This is a genomic window from Salinispira pacifica (assembly GCF_000507245.1).
GTDB classification, from domain to species: Bacteria; Spirochaetota; Spirochaetia; order DSM-27196; family Salinispiraceae; genus Salinispira; species Salinispira pacifica.
In genome coordinates this window covers 106,379-125,449 of record NC_023035.1, presented here as the reverse complement: position 1 = coordinate 125,449, position 19,071 = coordinate 106,379, and the positions used below count along the sequence as shown (strand labels likewise).

Genomic DNA, 19,071 nt, shown 5'->3' with positions numbered 1-19,071 from the left:
GGATACGGATTCCCCATGGGAATCCGGGGGAGGATTACCATGAAAACAATCTATAATAAAACTCTGCTTTGTTTCGGGGCATTGCTGTTCCTGGTGCTCACACCGGCGTTTTCCATTGAGTCGGAAAACAGCGAAGCTCATCATACCCCCATTGCAGAGGTGTACGATGAAGCCCTGGGATTTTCCGCAGGTCCCATGACCGGCACAGGCCTTACCTATCACAAAACATACGGCAGCAAAGGGTGGCAGATTGTGGCCGGAGCACTCTATTCTCCGGAAATTCAGTTTTACGGCAATCTTCTGGATTACAGCCTGGGGTTTTCACATCATTGGCGGGTGTTCAGCAGTCAGTGGAAGGACATTCTGGGAGGAAATCTCTACATTTTCACTTCGATTATGCACCGGGGATACATCCCCTGGGTGGATGACTCCTATTATGATGAGGAGAGTGAAACCTATGTTGAAGTGCCGCCCTACTCAGGTTCGTATACGCCCCAATTCACCGCAGGTTTCGGAATAGGGATGGAACTGATCGGCTTCAGCCATTTTTCCATTCCCATAGAAGTGGGATACGGTCTCACATGGCTCCCCACTGCCGGTTCCCTGCAGAATCAATTTGCCGTGGAACTCTACCCTCAGATCAGCTTCAGATACCGGTACTGATACCCGGGCAGGGGCAGCCTGAACCATCTGCAGATAGATCGAGTAGGGCAATAAAGGAGGAATGACCTCCTTTATTGTCCCTCTCACAGAACCGTACGTACGGACCTCGTATACGGCTCCTGTCTTCAGTTATCCAGCAAGCTGCCGGACAGAAATTGCGACCTGTACCTTGTCGAGAGAAAACAGATTCATCTCTTCAAAGTGCTTGTTTTGCAGCGCCATGGCTGCAAGCGGACTTTTAGCCGATCTCCACGAACTCATCTTGATGTGTTTGAATTCGCCTTGAAATCCCAGCTGCCGCAATCGGCGGTGCAGCCGGGAAGAGCGTTTCCAAAGTCGCAACTGAATAGCCCGCAATCGCCTGCGTACCCAGCTCATCAGCTCCCTGAATACCTTCGTACAATTTGCTATCCTGAAATAGTTAGCAAACCCGCGTAGTACTGGATTGAGTTCGTAAATTGTCGATCCCAGCGGTCTCCCGCTGTTGCGTCGGGTCAGTTTCCTGACCTTGTCCTTGAAGGCTTTCACCTTCTTTTCCTGAATCCGGGTGTGGTGACGAGAGATTACTACTCCAAGGTAGCGCACCCCCTTATACAGGTTTGTAATGTGAGTTTTCTCACGATTCACAGCCAGTCCCATTTCTTCTTCCAGAAAATGCGTTGCAGCTGCAAGCCGACGTTCCGCACCTTTTTGTGATGAAGCAAAGATGAGGATATCGTCGGCATAGCGAACTATGCGATACCCTCGTGCCATGCTCCACTGGTCAAAGAAGTCGAGGTAGATGTTCGCGAGAAGCGGACTAATCACCCCGCCCTGGGGACTCCCTTCTTCAGTGTTCTCTTCACCAGCATCCGTCATCACACCACTTTCAAGAAAGAGGCGTATGAGATTCAAGAGGCTTCCATCGGCAACTCGTTTTCGTACTTGAGTCAGTAAAAAGTCATGCTTCAGTGTGTCAAAACACTTCGACAAGTCCATATCCACTACCCATTCCAATTCATACCTGCGCATGAACGTAGATGCCTTATCAATTGCCTGATGTGCGCTTCTGCCCGGTCGGTATCCGTAACTGGACGGATGAAAGTCCGGGTCAAATATTGGGTTTAGAATGTCCAGTAAGGCTTGCTGGACTACCCGGTCGCGAACCGAAGGTATCCCGAGTTTCCTTACTCCTCCCCCGTCTTTGGGTATTTCCACCCTCAAGACTGGAAGCGGTCGGTAGCTCTTGTCCTTCAATTCCTTCACAAGTACATCGAGTTGCTCCGCCAGACGGTCGGCAAAGGCTTTGACGCTCACTCCGTCTACTCCGGGGGCTCCGTTCGCTGCCTTCACCTTCCTGAAAGCGGCCTCCAGCCGTGGTCTCTCGAGCATCCTGCCGTAGAGGCTGTACCAGATTTTACGATTTCCTTGTGTCTGCATCTTCTTTCGTTTGAAACCTCGGCGGTGAAACTCCTGCTCATTCTCTCCTCTGCAGCTGTCTCTTAGCCATTTTCCGGCAATATTCAGCTGGTCAAAAAGATACTCAGGTCAACGGTATTCTGGCTCAGCTTCCTGGTTCCCCAGTCGGCCGTGGCCACATACTCTGCTCACTTTCCAGCAACTTTCTGTTTAGGCTTCACGCTCCTTCGGTTGCATAGGCGAGCAGGCAGCGTAGCTGCCGACCAGCCTTTTCATCGAAACAAGATTTACTAAAAACTTCGTCCCTTCGCATCCGCATCCGGCTTTTGGCCTGAATGCAGTCCTCGTCACCGGGGACGAGGTCATTCCGGTTTTCTCCTCCACACCATTACTGGCTTTCACTGGCCGGAACTTACTCACTACTACGGACTCATCTGCCACCTGCTGAAACTTCGATCTGACTTGCATTTCTGCTTGTCGTTCCCTACCCTTTGCTGGGATTTCAACAGGTTTCCCCAGATACTGTGCGCAGTCCCTGTAAACAACGCCATCCTCAAACACACTACAGGTCTGTTCAGGTTTCGGGCTTCGCGCTATTTTGCACGCTTACCACCCCTGTTGTGCCGTATCAGGTTCGCTTTCGCTATGTGCTGTTCACTTCCTATTGCTTCCTTCAGACCCAACCGTTGCCAGCTGCGCCCTTGCAATTCGGATTGTCTTCCTCCTGAACGAGGCGACACCGGTATCTTCCAACCGGTCGGGTATGCCTGCGCTTCGCTGGGCATACAAAAAAGCCGCCTGATTGAAACAATCAGACGGCCTCCTATTGGTATTGCCAGCTGTCTGTATCTCCTAAGCGGAGAGAACAGAATTATTCCGCTGCAACGGGATATGTCAACTCAATGGTGTTGGTTTTCTCGTCGTAGAACTTGCTGCTGTCCCCGATCCGCACTGCGGGATCTGAGCTTACATCACCGTAGGGATCAGCTGCCGCCCATTCCTGCTTGAGAATAAATGCCATGTCACTCTCGAAGGCAGAGAGGTTACGGGTTTCATCGTCACCGTCTTCGAATGCGAAAAGCATTACACCGGGCTTGAAACTGTCCTGGTTTTCCGGGGTGAAAACTGTTTCGGAAATCCATGTATTTGTTTCAGGCATGTTCCACATGATAGTTTTGGATCCTGTGTCCCAGCCAGCGCTTTTTGCGCCGAAGCTTTCGCCGGATTTCACCCACTGACCCTTCAGGTACAGAGGCTCCATCCATTCGGGAGCAAAATCAAGACCAAAATCACCGTAGTTGGCATCGGCGAATTCCTGTACGGCACCTGCATCCACAGTCCATCGTACGGTGATGCTTCCTTCGGGAGCAAGATACAGATAATCTTCGGCGATGGATGTTCCCACCTGAACCTCGATCTGTTCTGCAGGCTCTTCAGGAACCCTGAACCAGATGGTGCTGTCGTCCCAGCCGAAGAATTCATTTACCGGCTGGCCGTTAAGATAAATAAGACCGGGCACATCGCCGAAACCTTCACCCTTAATGGAAACCATGGTTCCCGGGAGAACATTCAGGGGATACAGTCCGTACACCTCTGCCGCGGAAAGGTCCGCTTCGGGAGTTCCCTTAATAACATACTTGCTCATACCGCTACAGCCGCTGAACAGCACAGCCATCAGAATGAGCCCAACGCCAAGAAAACGAAGAACGTTTTTACGCATACTACCTCCATATGTGCGATCTGGAAACGTTTCCAGATAATTCACCTGATTATAAAACTTGAATTTTCAGCTGTCAAATGGATACGCTCCATTACTCCGGAATTACCCGGAAGATATATGTTGCACGGGCTTCCAGACTTCCCAGAACTTTGAAATCCTCAAAGCCGCCCTGGTCATTCACCACAGGCTGGGAAATTTTTCCGTCAAGATACTCCCGGGCATCCTCACCCCGGAAAATATCCTCGGCAGTTGCCGCATACACGGGTTCAAGAGCAAACCCCTCCGCCCAGGGTGACTGCTTCAGGAAAAGGCCGTAGTCTTCCTGGAGAGTACCCAGATTATTTACCACCAGCAGACTCTCCTCGGGTGTGTAGCGAAAATACGCATACACACGGCGGGTGGAGCTGGGAATATGTTCCAGCGTACCCCGTCGGAGGGCAGGCGAATCGTTCCTCAGCTGGATGAGACTGCGGTAGCGGTTGAGAAGAGACCCCGGCTCATCTTCCATGGTTTCCACATTCCGGGTTTCCAGTTTGGCGGCATAATCCTGCCAGGGATCCCCTTCTGTAAAACCGCCCCGGGGTGTCCAGTGCATGGGCCGGCGGAGATGTTCATCGGGTTTGCTTCCCTCCACCCCCACTTCTTCACCATAATACAGGAACGGTATGCCGGGGCCGGTGAGCAGCAGGGATGCGGCGATTTTCTGCTTCTCAAGATCTCCCGAGAGAACCGTTGCGCTGCGGGTCTGGTCATGGTTTGCAAGAAAGCGTCCATACTGACCCTCAGGATACATCTCGTTCACCTTTTCCTGCTGGGCGGTAATATCGGAATTCTGACCGCCCCGCACGGAATTCAGCATGGCCGTTGCAAGGTCAAACTCAAATGCAGTATCAACTTCATTGCCGATATACTTTACAACCTCTTCGGTATTGGTCCATACCTCGCCTATTGTGAACGCATCCGGGTTGATTCCTTTATAAAAGTCATGAAATTCCTGGAACCATTCATGATTGCTGAATGTGTTCATGAGAAGGTTGCCTTCTTCTTTCAGATACATAATTGCATCAAGTCTGAAACCGTGAACCCCCACGTCTTCCAGCCAGAAGCGGATGATATCGTTGACTTTGCTGTTCACTTCCTGATTGTAATAGTTCAGGTCAGGCATTCCGCCCCAGAACACTCCGTAGTAATATTCGCCGTTTCCGCCGTTATGCCAGACCTGCTGCCCCCAGGGGCCTTCAATGCCGGGATCGGTATCCGACCAGACATAATAATCCTTGAACTCCGGGTCACCCCGTTTGCTGGCAATGAACCAGGGATGCTGACTGCTGGAATGGTTAAGAACCAGGTCCATGATTATTTTGATGCCCCGGGCCTCGGCCTCCTCCAGAAGGAGTTCAAAATCCTCCATGGTTCCGTAATCCGATTCGATGGAATAATAATCAACCACATCATATCCGTGATAGCTTGGGCTTTCGTTAATCGGCATCAGCCAGATACCGGAAATTCCCAGATCGCTGTCTGTCTCAGGATCCCCGTCGTTGAGATAGTCCAGCTTCTCGATTATTCCCTGAAGGTCCCCGATACCGTCGCCATCGGAATCGTTGAACGACCGGACGAAGATCTGATAATACGTTCGGTCATTCCAGTCCTGAAACACCGCAGAATCATAATCCCCGGTGAAATCCGCCACTTCATCCATGGGCGGAGTTCTGTCCACCTGAGGCGGCGGAGGCAGAGCTTCCTGGGTCGCACAGGCTGCCAGCATCATCATAATAAAGATTCCCGATAGCACGGGAACCCAGTTCCGTCGTATGAGTTTTCCCCAACTTTGCATATAAACCCCTCATGCATACAGGCGGATATTCGGTTCCCATTGTCCGAAAAGATTCCGCCAGATTCTATTTTACCTTTGCAAACAGTATAGCCCCAAATGTCCGGGTACGTAAGGGGAGAATAAAAAAGCAGCGAAAAGTCTCGAAAAGTGGAAACGTTCCCAGTATAATAATCTCCAATTAACGAGGAGAGCACTATGGTACATAAAACCGGATCCGTTCAGGTTCCATCGATTTTTCGTGGAATATTGATATTAATTCTACCGCTTCTGATTTCTCTCGCAGCGGTTTCCTGCGCAACCGCAGTTGAAGAAGAGCCTGAACCGGTGAGAATTGCTTCTCTCGCATTTCAAAAAGGAGACAGCACAATGAATTATCCGTCTGTCAGTTTTCATTCCGATGGCCTGCCCCGGGAAAGCCTGCCCGCCGGAGCAACGATGGAGGACGTTGAACATTTTATGGGCACAGCGGCCATTGAAATTCCTCCGGGTGAACGGCGGCAGTATGTATTCGGAGACAACATTTCCGGATACCTGGAATTGTTCACCCACTCATACCGCCGGGGAAACGGCTATCAGATAGCCGAGAGTACCGTGGTCGCCGATGTGGCTGCAGCCCGCAACGGCAGTCTGCTGAACCGCAGAATAGATGCCGGCAAAGCTGTGCTCTACCCCGGGTTTATCAGGCATGAATATGACCGGGCTCATGAAACCCTCTCACTCTTTGCCGAGAGCCACAGCATGGCGCTGAACGTTGTATCGCCGGATGACGGGGATGCCGCAATTATCAGCTTTTTCCCGGCTTTCAAGACCAGCCTGAGCCGCTACAATGTGGAGGTGGAGGATGACGTGTTTTTGCTCATTCCCCACCGCCTCAGCGACGATCATCCGTCGGTGATCGCAATTTCATCGGATGTCCCGGTAACGCTGGGGGAAAATCTCCGGGCATCCCTTGGACGGGAACCCCTGGAAACCTCCGTTTTTCTACAGGAATCCGGAGATGCCGGTGCCGGGGAGGCAGTCCCGGTGAGACTTCAGGAGCTGGGTGCGGAAGAACTAGAGCAATCCGAACGGGATGTGCGAAACGCCCTGAAGATTTCCGACCACTCACCCCTTCTGAGTTTCACCACGGTGGAAAAAGTACATTCCGCGGGTCTGTATATCAGCTTCGGAATGGACCGGGATCAGGCCCTTGAGGCAGCCCGTCATGCCCGGTCACGTGGTCTGGAAGATCATGTGAAGGAAATTTTCGATATCACCCTCTCTTCCAATATTCGCTCGGGAAATCCCATGCTGGATTCATCCCTCTACTGGAGTCTCTATTCAGGCTACAGCATGGTCACCCGTCAGTACGGCACCGGTATCTGGGCCGGGCTGCCATGGTTCCGCCAGAATTGGGGCAGAGATACCTTTATTGCTCTGCCGGGTATTCTCCTGGTGAACGGCAGGTTTGACGATGCCAGGGCGGTGCTTCACAATTTCACCCGCTTTCAGAACCGGGATGAAGAGGATGTGAATTACGGCCGGGTCCCAAACCGGGTGAATAATCCCGATGATATTATCTACAACACCACCGACGGTACGCCCTGGCTTCTCCGGGAAGCACTGGAATATATTCACTACAGCGGCGATACCGGCTTTGCACCGGAAATACTGGAAACCGCCCGGCACTACATCCTGGGTGCGGAAAAAAACTATCTGGGTGAGGACGGACTGCTGCATCACGATGACGCGGACACATGGATGGACGCCCGTATCGCCGGGAATGAACCCTGGTCAGCCCGGGGCAGCAAAGCGGTGGAAATTCAGGCGCTGTGGTACACGGCTTTGAAGTCTTCGGCGGAAATTGCCCGTCTCAGCGGAGATGCGGAACTGGCGGGAGAATGGGAAAGAATGGCCAGCCGGACCCAGCAGGCATTCGTGGAACAATTCTGGGACGGTGAAGCACTGGCAGACAGAATCAGACCCGACGGAAGCGTTGATACCAAGCTCAGACCCAACCAGCTCATGGCAATTTCAGTACCATTTCTGGGCGAATTGGATGACCGGAGTTTTCTCACCCCTGAGCAGGAAGCGGCGGCAGTACAGAATACCGTGAACGGGCTTCTGTACCCCTACGGAATCGCAAGCCTGAATCCGGAACATCCCTATTTTCACCCCCACCACGATCAAACCGGCATGTTTCACAAAGACGCAGCATATCATAACGGCACGGTCTGGGGATGGAACGCCGGCCCCGCCCTCACCGCTCTTCTGAAAATCGGGGACGATGAAATCAGTTCAAAACTGATATTGAACCTGGCGGACCAGATTATCAATATGGGCACAGCAGGAAGCATGAGCGAACTCCTGGACGCCCTTCCCGATGAAAACGGACGCCCCATTCCGTCAGGTACATTCTCCCAGGCTTGGAGCGTCAGCGAGTACGCCCGGGTTCTCCTCCAGGATCTGGTGGGATTCCGTCCCCGGCTGCTGGATAACACCCTCCATCTGTCACCCCGGATCGGAGAGGAGATCCTTCCGCCGGGGGAAGAGCTTTCCGCACGGCTGGCCTTCGGAAACGGCGAATACCTGAATCTCCGGGCGGTACGGGAAGAAAACGGAAATACCATCTACGACGTTCAAAACGGCTCCCAACGGGACTACAATCTGGCAATGAGCATCTACGACAGCAACCGGGGCTGGGTGACAAACAGCTACCGGATTGACGGAGGGGCTGAACTCAGCATTCGGGAAGATGATACCTCAGACTGGACCGTGGTATATCCCGCATTTCCTTCCGTACTCAACTCACTGGAGTTCAGAGATCCTGAAAAGGATTCCATGAGGGATTTCCCTGCAATGGAGGAACAGAATTATCTGCAGAAGATAATTCAGAACGGTGAGTTTCGTTGAGGGTTTGATTTTTCCCTGAGGATGGGGCCATACTGGGAACATGGATGAAGGTGCGGAATTTCTGACCCTGGCCCGGGAAACATTTGAGAACATCCAGCTGTTCTTCACTCACCACATGCTCATGAGTGTGGGACTGCTGCTGCTCAGCGGATATTTTTTGGCCCGGCTCGCCTCCAGGGTAAAACTCCCGGAGGTGACCGGGTTTATTATTGCCGGATTGGTGATGGGTGAAAGCATTCTCGGATTCGTACCCCATCACGTAAGTTCGGATATGTCGCTGGTTACCGAGGTTGCCCTTGGTCTGATTGCCCTCACCATCGGTGGGGAATTCTACTGGGTAAAGCTGAAAAGCATGGGGCCCGGGGTGGTGATCATTACGCTGATACAGATCTTCGCGGCCTTTATCAGTACTACGCTGGGACTTTACCTGTTCAATATGGAACTGCCCTATGCCATGATTCTCGGGGCCATTGCCACGGCCACCGCTCCTGCGGCCACGGTGGCCATTGTCCAAAGCCTGAATGCTTCGGGTAAATTTGTGGACTATCTCTACGGTGTGGTGGCTCTTGATGATGCCGGAGCGGTAATCGTGTTCGGAGTGGTCTTCGCCCTTGTGGGGGGCATTATCGATCCCCAGGCAGCTCAGGGTGTGGTTCAGTCCGCATCGGAAGCGGCCCATGGCGGGGGCCACGGCACGGGAAGGGTGATCCTTCACGCCCTGATGGAAGTGGTAATGAGCGTGGGCACCGGCGCTCTTGCGGGCTATATTCTCCATCTTCTGGTGAGAAAAAAGCGTAAGCCCAATGAGATTATGATTATCTCCCTGGGAGTAGTTTTTTTCACCATAGGATTGGCAGTCGCCTTCAACCTTTCTCCTCTGCTCACAAACATGGCTGCGGGAGCAGTTATTATCAATCTGGGGGCAAGAAATCATCGGATTTTTCATATTCTTGAACCTCTCACCCCTCCCATCTACGCCCTCTTTTTTGTGCTGGCAGGAAGCGAGCTGGATCTCTCCATTCTGGGAGATCCCAGAGTAGTGCTTCTCGGCAGTGTATATATTCTCTTCCGTGCTCTCGGTAAATACGGCGGAGTGTGGGTGGGAGCCAAAATCGCCCGTTCACCCCGGGGAATCAGTGAATACCTGGGGCTCTGTATGCTCCCCCAGGCCGGTGTGGCAATCGGCCTCACCCTTATGGTTCAGGCTTCGCCCCTTGGTCAGCAGCTCATGGCGCATAATCCCGCCATACTCAGCGATATGATCAACATTGTTCTCATTTCCGTTTTTATTAATGAGCTGTTCGGGCCGCCGCTGTCGAAATTCGCCCTGGTACGGGGACTGGAACTGGAGGAATAAGCCATGGAACTATACTCTTTTCTGGAAAAACAATGCTGCAGAATCGGGCTGCGGGGAAAAACCAGGCGGGAGGTCATCCAGGAACTGGCCACCCTTGCCTGCCGGAGCAGACACCTGGATGAGAGCAGGATTGAAGAAGTGAGCGCTGCGCTGGAAAAACGGGAATCCCAGGGATCCACCGGCTTCGGCGGGGGGATCGCCATACCTCATGCACGGCTGGACAACATGGATGACTTTGTTCTTGCGGTGGGGGTTCATCCTGACGGAGTGGATTTTGACGCCCTGGACCGGAAGCGCGTACGCCTCTTTTTCGTCATTCTTGGACCGGAAGAACGGGTGAACGACCATCTGAAACTTCTTGCTGCGGTTTCCCGGGCACTTACCCGCACAAACGCCAAGAAGGAGATTCTTGCAGCCCAGGGCAATGAAGCGGTATACGAAGCCTTTCTCCGGAACGCCGAGGGGCTGGTTGAAGGAAAAAAGGAAAAGCCCAAGAGCAGACTGCTGGTGCTCATTCTGTTTCTCGAAGAATACGTCTACGATGTTCTGGAACTCTATCTTCAGCGGGGCATAGATGGAGCCACGGTTATCGACAGTTTCGGAATGGGAGAATATATCAGCAACGTTCCCATCTTCGCCACCTTCATCGGGTTTATGCAGGAAAAGAAAAATCATTCGAAGACAATTCTGGCAATGGTGCCCGAAGACATGGAAGCGGAACTGGTGCAGAGCATTGAAGATCTCCTGGGAGACCTGGATAAAAAACAGGGCGCCATGCTGTTTTCACTGGATGTTTCCATGTACAAAGGCAGCATGAAAATGCTCTGACCGGGACTCGGAGCATTTGATCCGGAGCATTTGATTACCAGCATTTTTTACAATTCACAGCAGCCGATTCACTCATTCATCAAGCAGCAGATGGAATTCTCCGGTATAGATTACGGAGATTTCTATGGATATACGCCCCCCATTCCCCATGCTCCGGATCCTGCTTTGCACAGTGCTGCTCAGTTGTACGGCCCTTCAGCAGCAGACCTTCGGAGAAAACCTTCCTCCCAATGAGACCGTCATCAGAGAAATGGAATTTATCAGCAGACCTCTCGGGGAAATTCTTCTGTCCCTTGCCCGCTTCGGCAATATCCCTCTGCTGCCCGATCCGGGACTGGATGAACTGAGAAGCTATTATTTCCGGGATATCCGGCTGGATCAGGTTTTATCCGAGATACTCAGTGCAAACAGCCTGTATCTCCACGAGAAAGGAAACATCTGGATAGCTTCCCGAATGCGAATAGATATTTCGGATGACAGGGAACTGTTCACCACTCATGCAGTGGATGTTCCCATGGAAAGCATTCTGAACCGCCTGAGCGAACTCTGCGGAATTGCAATCAGACACAGCTCCCTGCCCGCAGAGCCTCAGACCCTTCATTGTGAGAACCGGAGCCTGGCAGATACTCTTGCAACCCTTCTCCTCCCCTACCCCGAATACCGGCTGGAGAAACGGGCAGGAGCGTATGTTATCCGCAATGGACTCAGGGACTCCCGCTCAGGGCACTCCCTCCCCGAGCTCAATGTGGAAATTACCGGGAAAAATCCCCGAATCTACCGTGTTTGGGGAGACGGCGGGTCGGCAAGGACCGCCCTGGAAAAGCTGTTCCGCCTGCAGGAAGCTGAATACCGGTTTTTCACCCAGGGAACACACCAGGTTTCCGCAATGGATATCCGCAGCCGCAGCTTCCATGAAGCCCTGGAGTTTCTTTCCGTCCAGGGAGGGCTGCGGTGCATTGAACACCAGGGGGTTTTTTCGGTTTTTCCCGATCCCGGCAAACAGGAATACCCCGCCATTCAGCAGGAAACCCTGTGCATCAGTTCCTATACTCCCCGAAACCGGAGCATGGAGTATCTGAAAAACTGCATTCCCCCTTCACTTGCCGCAGGCTGCAGCATAGAGCCCCGGGAGAACGGCGCAACCCTGATTATCCGGGGAAACAAAGAGCAGAGCATTCGTATTGCAGATTTTCTTGCACAGCTGGATTCTTCATACGGAATCGAACCTGAGCGCATTCACCTTGATTTCATCAGTCTTGGGGAACTGAAGAGTGTACTCCCCCCGGCCCTGGGAGACGCACTGTTCACCGCCGGTCCGACGGGGAATGGGGTGTATGCACTTCTTGACCCGGAGAATCATGAAGAGCTTAAGGAATATCTGCATACCCTGGATATTCCACCGGTGTTTCACACAATCCATCTCCGACACCGTAATGCCGAAGAGATTATGGAACATATTCCCGCTGAGTTTGCCTCCGGCGGGATTATCCGGGGAAGTACGCCGGGAACCATCCGGTTCAAAGGGACACCCCGATTCGCCCGGGAGTTCAGGGACTGGGTTCGCCGGGAAGATCAGCCCCGGCCTGCACTTGAATATCATATTCTGGCTCTGCAGGTACAGAAAAGCAAACGCCGGGCATACAGTGCTTCGCTGGGAGGAGAAACCCTTACGGAACAGAGCAGGCACTCAGTTTCTTCCGATCTGGGCAGAGTTGTAGGCCTGAATTTCGATGTACTCACCACCCTGGGTTACAGTTTTGCCCTGAAGCTGGAAGCGGATCTCAGCCGCTCATCCGCCCGCATCGTGGCCGACAGCATGATTGCAGGCATTTCCCGTCAGGAAGCAAGGCTGGAGAACACCTCAACCTACCGCTACCGGGACAGCAGCGGAGAAACCGCCGTAACCCGGGAGATCACCAGCGGTCTGACCATCAGTATAACCGGAGAAATTCTCGGTTCGGCCGCTGAGCATTCAAAGAATTCCGCCCAGCTGATGTGGATATGAACATCAGTGTTGAACTGAGCAGGCGGGGTGTGGACAGCGGTGCGGGAAATCCGCCCCCCACCAATCAGCGGAAAATCCGCACCAGGGCCTGCTGCCGTTCCGGGGAGGTACTCCGGGTGGCCGGAAGTCTGGTCAGCGAGGAAGGCCGATCCGGGGGCGGAATACTGCCTCTGGGTTCGCTAGAGCGCCGCAGGGAGCTCAGCGAATTTATTCTCTACATCCGGCCGGTAATCAGGAACCGGCCCTCTTCAGTGGAAGCCGGGCTTCCGGGAATCCCCGCCCTACATTCCCGCTTCTTCCGGGAGCCGCAGAAATGAGAAATTCTCCTCATTATGATCATTCATGTGCAGCAGAGCAGCCGTTCCATGAAACTCCAGAAATTTCATGCCGGACTGCGGCTCACGGGGCGACGGCTCACGGTAACTCGTCTCATAGTGCGACGTCTCACGGTGCGCCGGCCCAAGAGATACCCGCTCAGAGGAGGGATGCTAAACACTCGCCCGTACATGATAAAAGAGTCGGAGCAACAACTGGGGAAATTGCCGATTTTTATCCCCTGCCCGGCGGAGAGCAGCAGTATTCAATGGAGTTTATTGAAACCCAGAGAGCACTGTTTCTCGGGACAACCCGGCAGGATTCGGAAAATATTGCCTGGATAGCGGTGAGCGGCAGATGCAGGGAAAAGACGCGGAGCTTTCTCACCAATTACCACCGATGGCGGGAAAACTCCAGGGTGATGTTTCTTCCCTGCTCGGACATCGATGTGGAAATACACCTGACGCGTCTGAGCGGCGGGGAAGGAAACAGGGCAGATGCTCAGCTTCATGCCCAAACCGGTCCTTTGAGTCAGGGGCCGGGACAGCGGATGCTCCGGTCGATTCTCCTGGAGGCAGTAAAACGACAAGCCACCGATATTCATTTTGAGCCCGGATCGCAGGAGCCGTGCACCAACGGCCATGCCATGGGAACGGATGATTCCGGTGAAGCCGGAATCAGAGTTAATGTACACGGGGAATTGCAGGTGATGCGGAAGATCAGTCCTCAAATGTGTTCCATTCTTGTTAACAGCCTCCGCGTACTGGCCGCACTGGAAATCTTTTCCCACGGAGCACCCCAGGACGGCTCCTTTACCTTGAAAACAGGACTCCGGAATGTGCGAATGCGATTGTCAGTTCTCTCAACCATGCAGGGACCATCGGCCAGCATCCGTATCCTGAATCCGGGAAAAGACTTCCCGTCTCCGGAACAGCTGGGATTCAGCGAAACAACTCTCAGGTTTTTCCGATACAGCCTGAGTTCATCCCATGGCCTGATCCTCTTCTCCGGTCCCACAGGCTGCGGTAAAACCACCAGTATGTATGGCCTTGCCGGTGAGGCGGTTAAGCTGGGCAGGAAAGTTATCAGCATAGAAGAACCGGTGGAAATAATTCTTCCGGGTGTGGAACAGATAGAAGCGAACAGCCTGGCAGGACTGGATTACCCGGCGTTCCTGCCGGCAGCCCTGCGCCGTAAACCTGATGTATTGATAATCGGAGAGATTCGCGACCGTACCACTGCTGAACTTGCCCTTGATGCAGGATTGAGCGGTCACCTGGTACTGAGCACCATACACGCACCCTCTGCTGAGACTGCATCCCACAGACTGAAGAGCCTGGGAATCAGAGACCGGTTCAGACTGCAGGTTCTCAAAGCCGTGGTCGGCCAGCGCCTGATCCATCATCAGGATGGAACCGTTGAACTGGAGGAAAATCTCCATATCCCTCCCTCCTGTAGTTCGGGAGCCATTCAGCCAGGAGAAGAATTATGTAGGGCCTCCTGAAAAAACCTTAACCCTATACATATAAATGAAATACTGCTAGAATTTGTGCATGAAGTGCACGGTTTTTGCGAAAACCAGGCAAAAACCCTTGCACCTGTTTTCTTGGCGGGAGGGATTATGTATAGAACTGAGGACAAAACGCAGCTTTCATTTGAAGATTTCTATCTCCCATTTGGAGGCAAACTGAACCCCAATAACCGCTGGGTACAGCTTGCTGATTTAATTCCCTGGGAGGATTTAGAAGCAGAATATGCCTCACAGTTTGCTATCGAAAGCGGGCAAGGCGCTCCGGCGATCCGTTTCCGTACAGCATTGGGTGCCCTGATTATAAAGGAAAAATTAGGAATTACAGATGAGGAAACCGTGGAGCAGATTCGTGAGACGCCTTACCTGCAATATCTCATCGGAATGCAGGGGTACCAGGATGAGGCTCCCTTTGATCCATCAATGATGGTCCATTTCAGAAAGCGAATCAGCATGGACATGATCACTCACGCAAATGAATTGATTATTGCCGAAGAACGTAAAAAAAAACTGAAGATGATACGGAAGCTGAAAAAGAAGAAAATTCTGAGGTAGAAAACAGCGGAAAGCTGCTGATTGATGCCACCTGCGTACCCGGTGATATTCGATATCCCACCGATCTTTCGATTTTAAACGAGAGCCGGGAAAAACTGGAAACCATCATAGACGTTCTTCACGCAGAACGGGCCAAGGGGGCGACAAAACCCCGAACCTACCGGCAGAAAGCGCGAAAGGATTTTTTAGTGGTCATCAAAAAGCGCAGAGCAAGCAAGAACAAGATTCGCAAAGCAATACGCAAGCAGCTGGGGTACATACGCCGTAATCTCCGGCATATAGAGCAATTAGCGACGGTAGTCGGCTTGAATAGCCTGTCTCGGCAGCAGTACCGGAATCTGTTGGTTATCTCGGAAGTCTTTCGCCAGCAGGCACTGATGTATGAATCCAAAGATCATCGAATATCGGGCCGGATTGTGAGTATCTCCCAACCCCATATTCGACCCATCGTCAGGGGAAAAGCCGGTACCCCGGTTGAGTTCGGCATGAAGATTTCATCCGCCAATATTGACGGGTACATGTTCATCGATCGCTGTTCATGGGATCCATACAACGAGTCTGGTGATTTAGTCATGCAGGCTGAAAAGTACAGGCACAGATATGGCGTGTATCCGGAATCAATACACGCCGATCAGATTTACCGCACCAGGGGCAACCGGAATTGGTGCAAGGAACGGGGAATCAGATTATCCGGTCCGCCGCTTGGTCGTCCACCGAAAGATCGTGGAGAAAATCGAGAACGAAAGAAGCTGGCCCGTCAGGATGAGCTGGATAGAATAGCTGTCGAAGGGACATTTGGCAGAGCAAAACGACGGTACTCAATGGGTCGATTAATGACAAAGCTTGCTGAGACCAGTGAATCGCAGGTGGCCATGATCATGCTGGTGATGAACCTGGAAAAGATTCGGAAGGATCTTTTTTACGTCTTTATCATAGCTATGCTACGCAGCCGAAAAATTACGAAGTCTCATTTCCCCGTGGTATTGGGGTATGGTAATATGGCAGCATAGGGTTTTTTCAGGAGGCCCTATGTACGGTACAATGAAAAGCTGTCCGGGAAAAAAGGTGAGCAGGGATTTCTGCCGAAGTCTCAGAATTTATCTCGAGCATGGGTACACGCTACGAGACAGTCTGTGCCGAATCCACCGAGAAATCGGAGAAAAACAGATGAAGGAATTTCTCCGTGATATCACCGCCGATCTGGAGGACGGTGCAGGCTGGCAGGAGACCTTTGAACGTTACTGCCCGGAAAATTCATCCCTGCAGCTGCTTTCACAGGCGAACTCCGGAACCACAGTGGTCCGGGTATGCTCAGTTCTTGAGAAGCAGCTGGATAAAGAGATTGAACTGGATCGGCGTTTATCCTCCTCTCTGGTATATCCGGTCTGGGTCCTTTTTCTCACCCTGGTTTTTGCCCTGGCCTACTCCCTGGGACCCCTGGGGAAAATGAGCGGATTGGCCGGCAGTCCCGCAGATTGGTTGAACATCATCTTTCCAATTCTGATCACCGAATCTCTGCTGTTATGGGCCGCCGGGCTCAGATTTGCCTGTATGCCGGATAAGCCCTTTTGGATCAGAACTGTTCTGGACAGGATTCCCTTTTTACTCCATCTGCAGCAGCTCAGCAGCTGGGTTCGCATCTGCGCACAGCTGTCCGTCGGAAAGACGGCCGGGGTTCCTTTGCAGGATCAGCTGGAGGAAATGGCCCGGCTGTTGAGAGGACTACCGGAAGCGGGAGTTCTATCGGCATGTGCAGATGCCAGGATATCCGGGGACTGGAACCGGCTCCCAAGCAGGATTGCTGAAACCGGTGCTCTGAGAAATTTTCATGAATTACACAGCATGTGCCGTTCAATTATCTCCGGACAGGATTCGCCGGAGATAATTCGAAACAGCTGGAACCTCCTCAGCATCCGGCTTCAACAAAACATTGCCCGGGCATGCTCTGTACTCCAGCCCCTTGCAATCTCCCTGGCGGGTATTTCGGTACTCCTGCTGAGCAGCAGAATCATCTCCTCATATCACGGACGGATTCTGGAAATCACCGGAGGACTATAAATGAAAACATTCATCTGCAATTTTCAACGGGACCTCCGGTTTTCTCTCCCGGGAGAAACAATCAGCCATATATGTGCAGAAGGCCATAGAACCCAGACCCTTCCCCGGTTCACCGAATCGGATCAGGCATTCGGCGTGAACCTGGGGAAAAATGAATTGTGGCATTACATCAGGGAACGCAGGCCAGGGGTGGCAGCCGGCAGAAATGAGCTCCTCCCGGGAATTCTACTGATGATGTTTGCAGCTGGATTTCAAGACGGCCGTTACAGCGTACTTGGTCGCAAGGCATGGGAATCTCTGATCATAGATGACGGGACATTCACAGCCCACGAGTTCAATTACGGTCGCGCCGGCAAAGAAAGCTGGAACAAAGCCGATCATCTCCCTCATTTTATTCTGAGCGTGAGCAATAGAACGCCTCCCGGAGAGACAGCCCCGCCGAATGCGGCTGCGCTGACCATCACCCGGGGAATGGCTGCCAGAGCCTATGCATCCTGGAAGAACGTTCAGCTTTCCCTTGGCGGCACCCCTGGTTCCAATCCGAGCACCGACGCTGCTCTTCCAGTGGAAAAGCTTCTCAAGGCCTACAGCGGCAGAACCTTTCCCGGTAAGCTCAGCCGCCTTGCCGTGACCCTTCGCAGAAATATACCGTCGGCTCCTGTGCAGATCATGATCCTCTGTGCACTGGTCCTTACTGCCGTTTTTCTTCTGCCCAGATTTTTTCAGAGTCCCGGTGAGGGAAATACGGCGGGAACGGCAACCACTCTGCCTTCCCGGCATTCTTCGGCAGCGGGAAGCTCATCAGGTTCCCATCTCCGCTTTTCGGCTCTCGATTCTCTGGAATTCCTTCTTGACGATCTTCAAACATCCTTTGGTGACATCCGACTGAATTCGTTGGAAATTAATGGCGGTGAGGCAAAAGCTCAGCTTGTGTTTGGCGATTCTCAGCCGGGGATGGGACTGGTCGGGGACACGGCCTGGACCGGCGATTCCATTCCACGGCATGAAAGTCGGCTGTTTCTCCAGGCTGCCGTTCACGGATATTTCAGCAGCAGGGAAGATATCACTCTTCGTACCTCGCTGCCGGATCATCTGACTGTTCCGGGCGTCAGCATCCCGGGGGAACAATACAATGTCCGGCAAAACCAGCTTTCTGCCCGGGTGTTCCGTTGGCTCAGGGGTTTCAGCAGGTATGGAGAATTCGGCTTCGACCCGGATAATAATACTGTCAGAATCCGAATACCACCGGATCAGGATTTCCATGGACTGAGGCTTCTGGCCGGCCTGGACGCAGTATCTGTTCCATTTGATTCGTTGTCACTCACCGGTATTTCATCAGCTCCGGCAACCGTGGGTCCAGCATACCAGAATCCAGCAAACCTGGATTCGGAAAACCGGGGTATAGAGATCGCCATGGCTATCCGTTTTGAGGATGCTCTGAATGCGTATATCGGGGAGTTGGGGAAAAGCAGTACATTTTTTCGGAGAGTTCACTACCCCCCGGAGGTTCCCGAAACCCCGTTGACCGGTGAGAGGGGAGGACCTGAGCGTCTTCATGATATTTTACACAGCTGTCTGCTGCCGGAACCGCAAACCGTCCCGTCGGCTTACAGCGCAGAATTGCCGTCCACTTCGAATCCCCGGGAAAATCCACAGGAAAAATCCCCTGCATCCGCCACCCCGTCCCCTTTGCCTGAGCATCTGGAATTCAACGGAGTTATACGGGATTCCCTGGGAACCTTCATGGTCTTTACCGACGGGAGAACATCCAGCCCCGTAATTCTGGCTCCGGGAGAACGGTACAAGGAATGGGAATGCCCCCGAGACATTCCAAAATCGCATCTCCGGTCATGGAATCCGATCGTTCGGCAGCCGGTCGGAAACTGAATCGGACCGGCAGATACACACGGGAGGT

The 19,071-nt window shown here is 52.8% G+C and carries 13 protein-coding genes; 10 read left to right on the top strand and 3 right to left on the bottom strand.

Going from position 1 to position 19,071, the window contains the following annotated elements; genetic code table 11:
* The first annotated feature begins 39 nt into the window (after positions 1-39).
* Entirely contained in the window at positions 40-663 is a 624-nt protein-coding gene (locus L21SP2_RS00515; protein WP_144082876.1) for a hypothetical protein, read from the top strand.
* Between the two features lie 129 nt (positions 664-792).
* On the opposite strand, the gene ltrA is transcribed toward L21SP2_RS00515, so the two are convergent.
* The 3 genes from ltrA to L21SP2_RS00495 all read right to left on the bottom strand — a co-directional run bounded on the left by ltrA (position 793) and on the right by L21SP2_RS00495 (position 5,618).
* A complete protein-coding gene (gene ltrA, locus L21SP2_RS00510) occupies positions 793-2,082 on the bottom strand; it encodes a group II intron reverse transcriptase/maturase (protein ID WP_024266482.1) in 1,290 nt (429 codons plus the stop codon).
* Positions 2,083-2,932: 850 nt separating this feature from the next.
* Complete coding sequence (locus L21SP2_RS00500) at positions 2,933-3,781, bottom strand: hypothetical protein (protein ID WP_024266481.1); 849 nt, start codon at positions 3,779-3,781, stop codon at positions 2,933-2,935.
* A 91-nt stretch (positions 3,782-3,872) separates the two neighbouring features.
* Positions 3,873-5,618, bottom strand: a complete 1,746-nt coding sequence (locus L21SP2_RS00495; RefSeq protein ID WP_024266480.1) for an alpha-amylase family glycosyl hydrolase — start codon at positions 5,616-5,618, stop codon at positions 3,873-3,875.
* A gap of 195 nt (positions 5,619-5,813) precedes the next feature.
* Here L21SP2_RS00495 and L21SP2_RS16565 point away from each other — a divergent pair, with 195 nt between their 5' ends.
* The 9 genes from L21SP2_RS16565 (at position 5,814) to L21SP2_RS00450 (ending at position 19,043) form a co-directional block, all read left to right on the top strand.
* The gene (locus L21SP2_RS16565; RefSeq protein WP_024266479.1) at positions 5,814-8,510 is read left to right on the top strand and encodes an amylo-alpha-1,6-glucosidase; all 2,697 of its coding nucleotides are present in this window, start codon (positions 5,814-5,816) and stop codon (positions 8,508-8,510) included.
* Positions 8,511-8,550: 40 nt separating this feature from the next.
* Positions 8,551-9,867, top strand: coding sequence for a cation:proton antiporter (locus L21SP2_RS00485; RefSeq protein WP_024266478.1), 1,317 nt, complete (start codon positions 8,551-8,553; stop codon positions 9,865-9,867).
* Between the two features lie 3 nt (positions 9,868-9,870).
* Complete coding sequence (locus tag L21SP2_RS16560) at positions 9,871-10,695, top strand: PTS sugar transporter subunit IIA (protein ID WP_024266477.1); 825 nt, start codon at positions 9,871-9,873, stop codon at positions 10,693-10,695.
* Positions 10,696-10,819: 124 nt separating this feature from the next.
* Positions 10,820-12,700: a hypothetical protein gene (locus tag L21SP2_RS00475; protein ID WP_024266476.1), complete on the top strand. Its 1,881-nt coding sequence runs from the start codon at positions 10,820-10,822 to the stop codon at positions 12,698-12,700.
* On the top strand, positions 12,697-13,017 hold the full coding sequence (locus tag L21SP2_RS00470) for a hypothetical protein (protein ID WP_024266475.1): 321 nt from the start codon (positions 12,697-12,699) through the stop codon (positions 13,015-13,017). The genes L21SP2_RS00475 and L21SP2_RS00470 overlap by 4 nt, the downstream gene beginning before the upstream one ends.
* A gap of 266 nt (positions 13,018-13,283) precedes the next feature.
* On the top strand, positions 13,284-14,519 hold the full coding sequence (locus L21SP2_RS00465; RefSeq protein WP_024266474.1) for a GspE/PulE family protein: 1,236 nt from the start codon (positions 13,284-13,286) through the stop codon (positions 14,517-14,519).
* Positions 14,520-14,636: 117 nt separating this feature from the next.
* Positions 14,637-16,108, top strand: a protein-coding gene (locus tag L21SP2_RS17785) for an IS5 family transposase (protein WP_425277201.1) whose coding sequence is annotated in 2 segments (ribosomal slippage) — positions 14,637-15,044 and positions 15,047-16,108 — 1,470 coding nt in all. Because the reading frame shifts where the segments join, the coding sequence is not laid out codon by codon here.
* 19 nt (positions 16,109-16,127) lie between these two features.
* Positions 16,128-17,156, top strand: a complete 1,029-nt coding sequence (locus L21SP2_RS00455; protein WP_024266471.1) for a type II secretion system F family protein — start codon at positions 16,128-16,130, stop codon at positions 17,154-17,156.
* Positions 17,157-19,043 (top strand): hypothetical protein, encoded by a 1,887-nt coding sequence (locus L21SP2_RS00450; RefSeq protein ID WP_024266470.1) that lies wholly within the window; start codon positions 17,157-17,159, stop codon positions 19,041-19,043.
* Positions 19,044-19,071: the final 28 nt, after the last annotated feature.

Excerpts from the sequence above, each read along its gene's own strand:
- L21SP2_RS00515 (WP_144082876.1), top strand. The coding sequence starts at position 40 with ATGAAAACAATCTATAATAAAACTCTGCTTTGTTTCGGGGCATTGCTG.
- ltrA (WP_024266482.1), bottom strand. The coding sequence starts at position 2,082 with ATGCAGACACAAGGAAATCGTAAAATCTGGTACAGCCTCTACGGCAGG.
- L21SP2_RS00500 (WP_024266481.1), bottom strand. The coding sequence starts at position 3,781 with ATGCGTAAAAACGTTCTTCGTTTTCTTGGCGTTGGGCTCATTCTGATG.
- L21SP2_RS00495 (WP_024266480.1), bottom strand. The coding sequence starts at position 5,618 with ATGCAAAGTTGGGGAAAACTCATACGACGGAACTGGGTTCCCGTGCTA.
- L21SP2_RS16565 (WP_024266479.1), top strand. The coding sequence starts at position 5,814 with ATGGTACATAAAACCGGATCCGTTCAGGTTCCATCGATTTTTCGTGGA.
- L21SP2_RS00485 (WP_024266478.1), top strand. The coding sequence starts at position 8,551 with ATGGATGAAGGTGCGGAATTTCTGACCCTGGCCCGGGAAACATTTGAG.
- L21SP2_RS16560 (WP_024266477.1), top strand. The coding sequence starts at position 9,871 with ATGGAACTATACTCTTTTCTGGAAAAACAATGCTGCAGAATCGGGCTG.
- L21SP2_RS00475 (WP_024266476.1), top strand. The coding sequence starts at position 10,820 with ATGGATATACGCCCCCCATTCCCCATGCTCCGGATCCTGCTTTGCACA.
- L21SP2_RS00470 (WP_024266475.1), top strand. The coding sequence starts at position 12,697 with ATGAACATCAGTGTTGAACTGAGCAGGCGGGGTGTGGACAGCGGTGCG.
- L21SP2_RS00465 (WP_024266474.1), top strand. The coding sequence starts at position 13,284 with ATGGAGTTTATTGAAACCCAGAGAGCACTGTTTCTCGGGACAACCCGG.
- L21SP2_RS00455 (WP_024266471.1), top strand. The coding sequence starts at position 16,128 with ATGTACGGTACAATGAAAAGCTGTCCGGGAAAAAAGGTGAGCAGGGAT.
- L21SP2_RS00450 (WP_024266470.1), top strand. The coding sequence starts at position 17,157 with ATGAAAACATTCATCTGCAATTTTCAACGGGACCTCCGGTTTTCTCTC.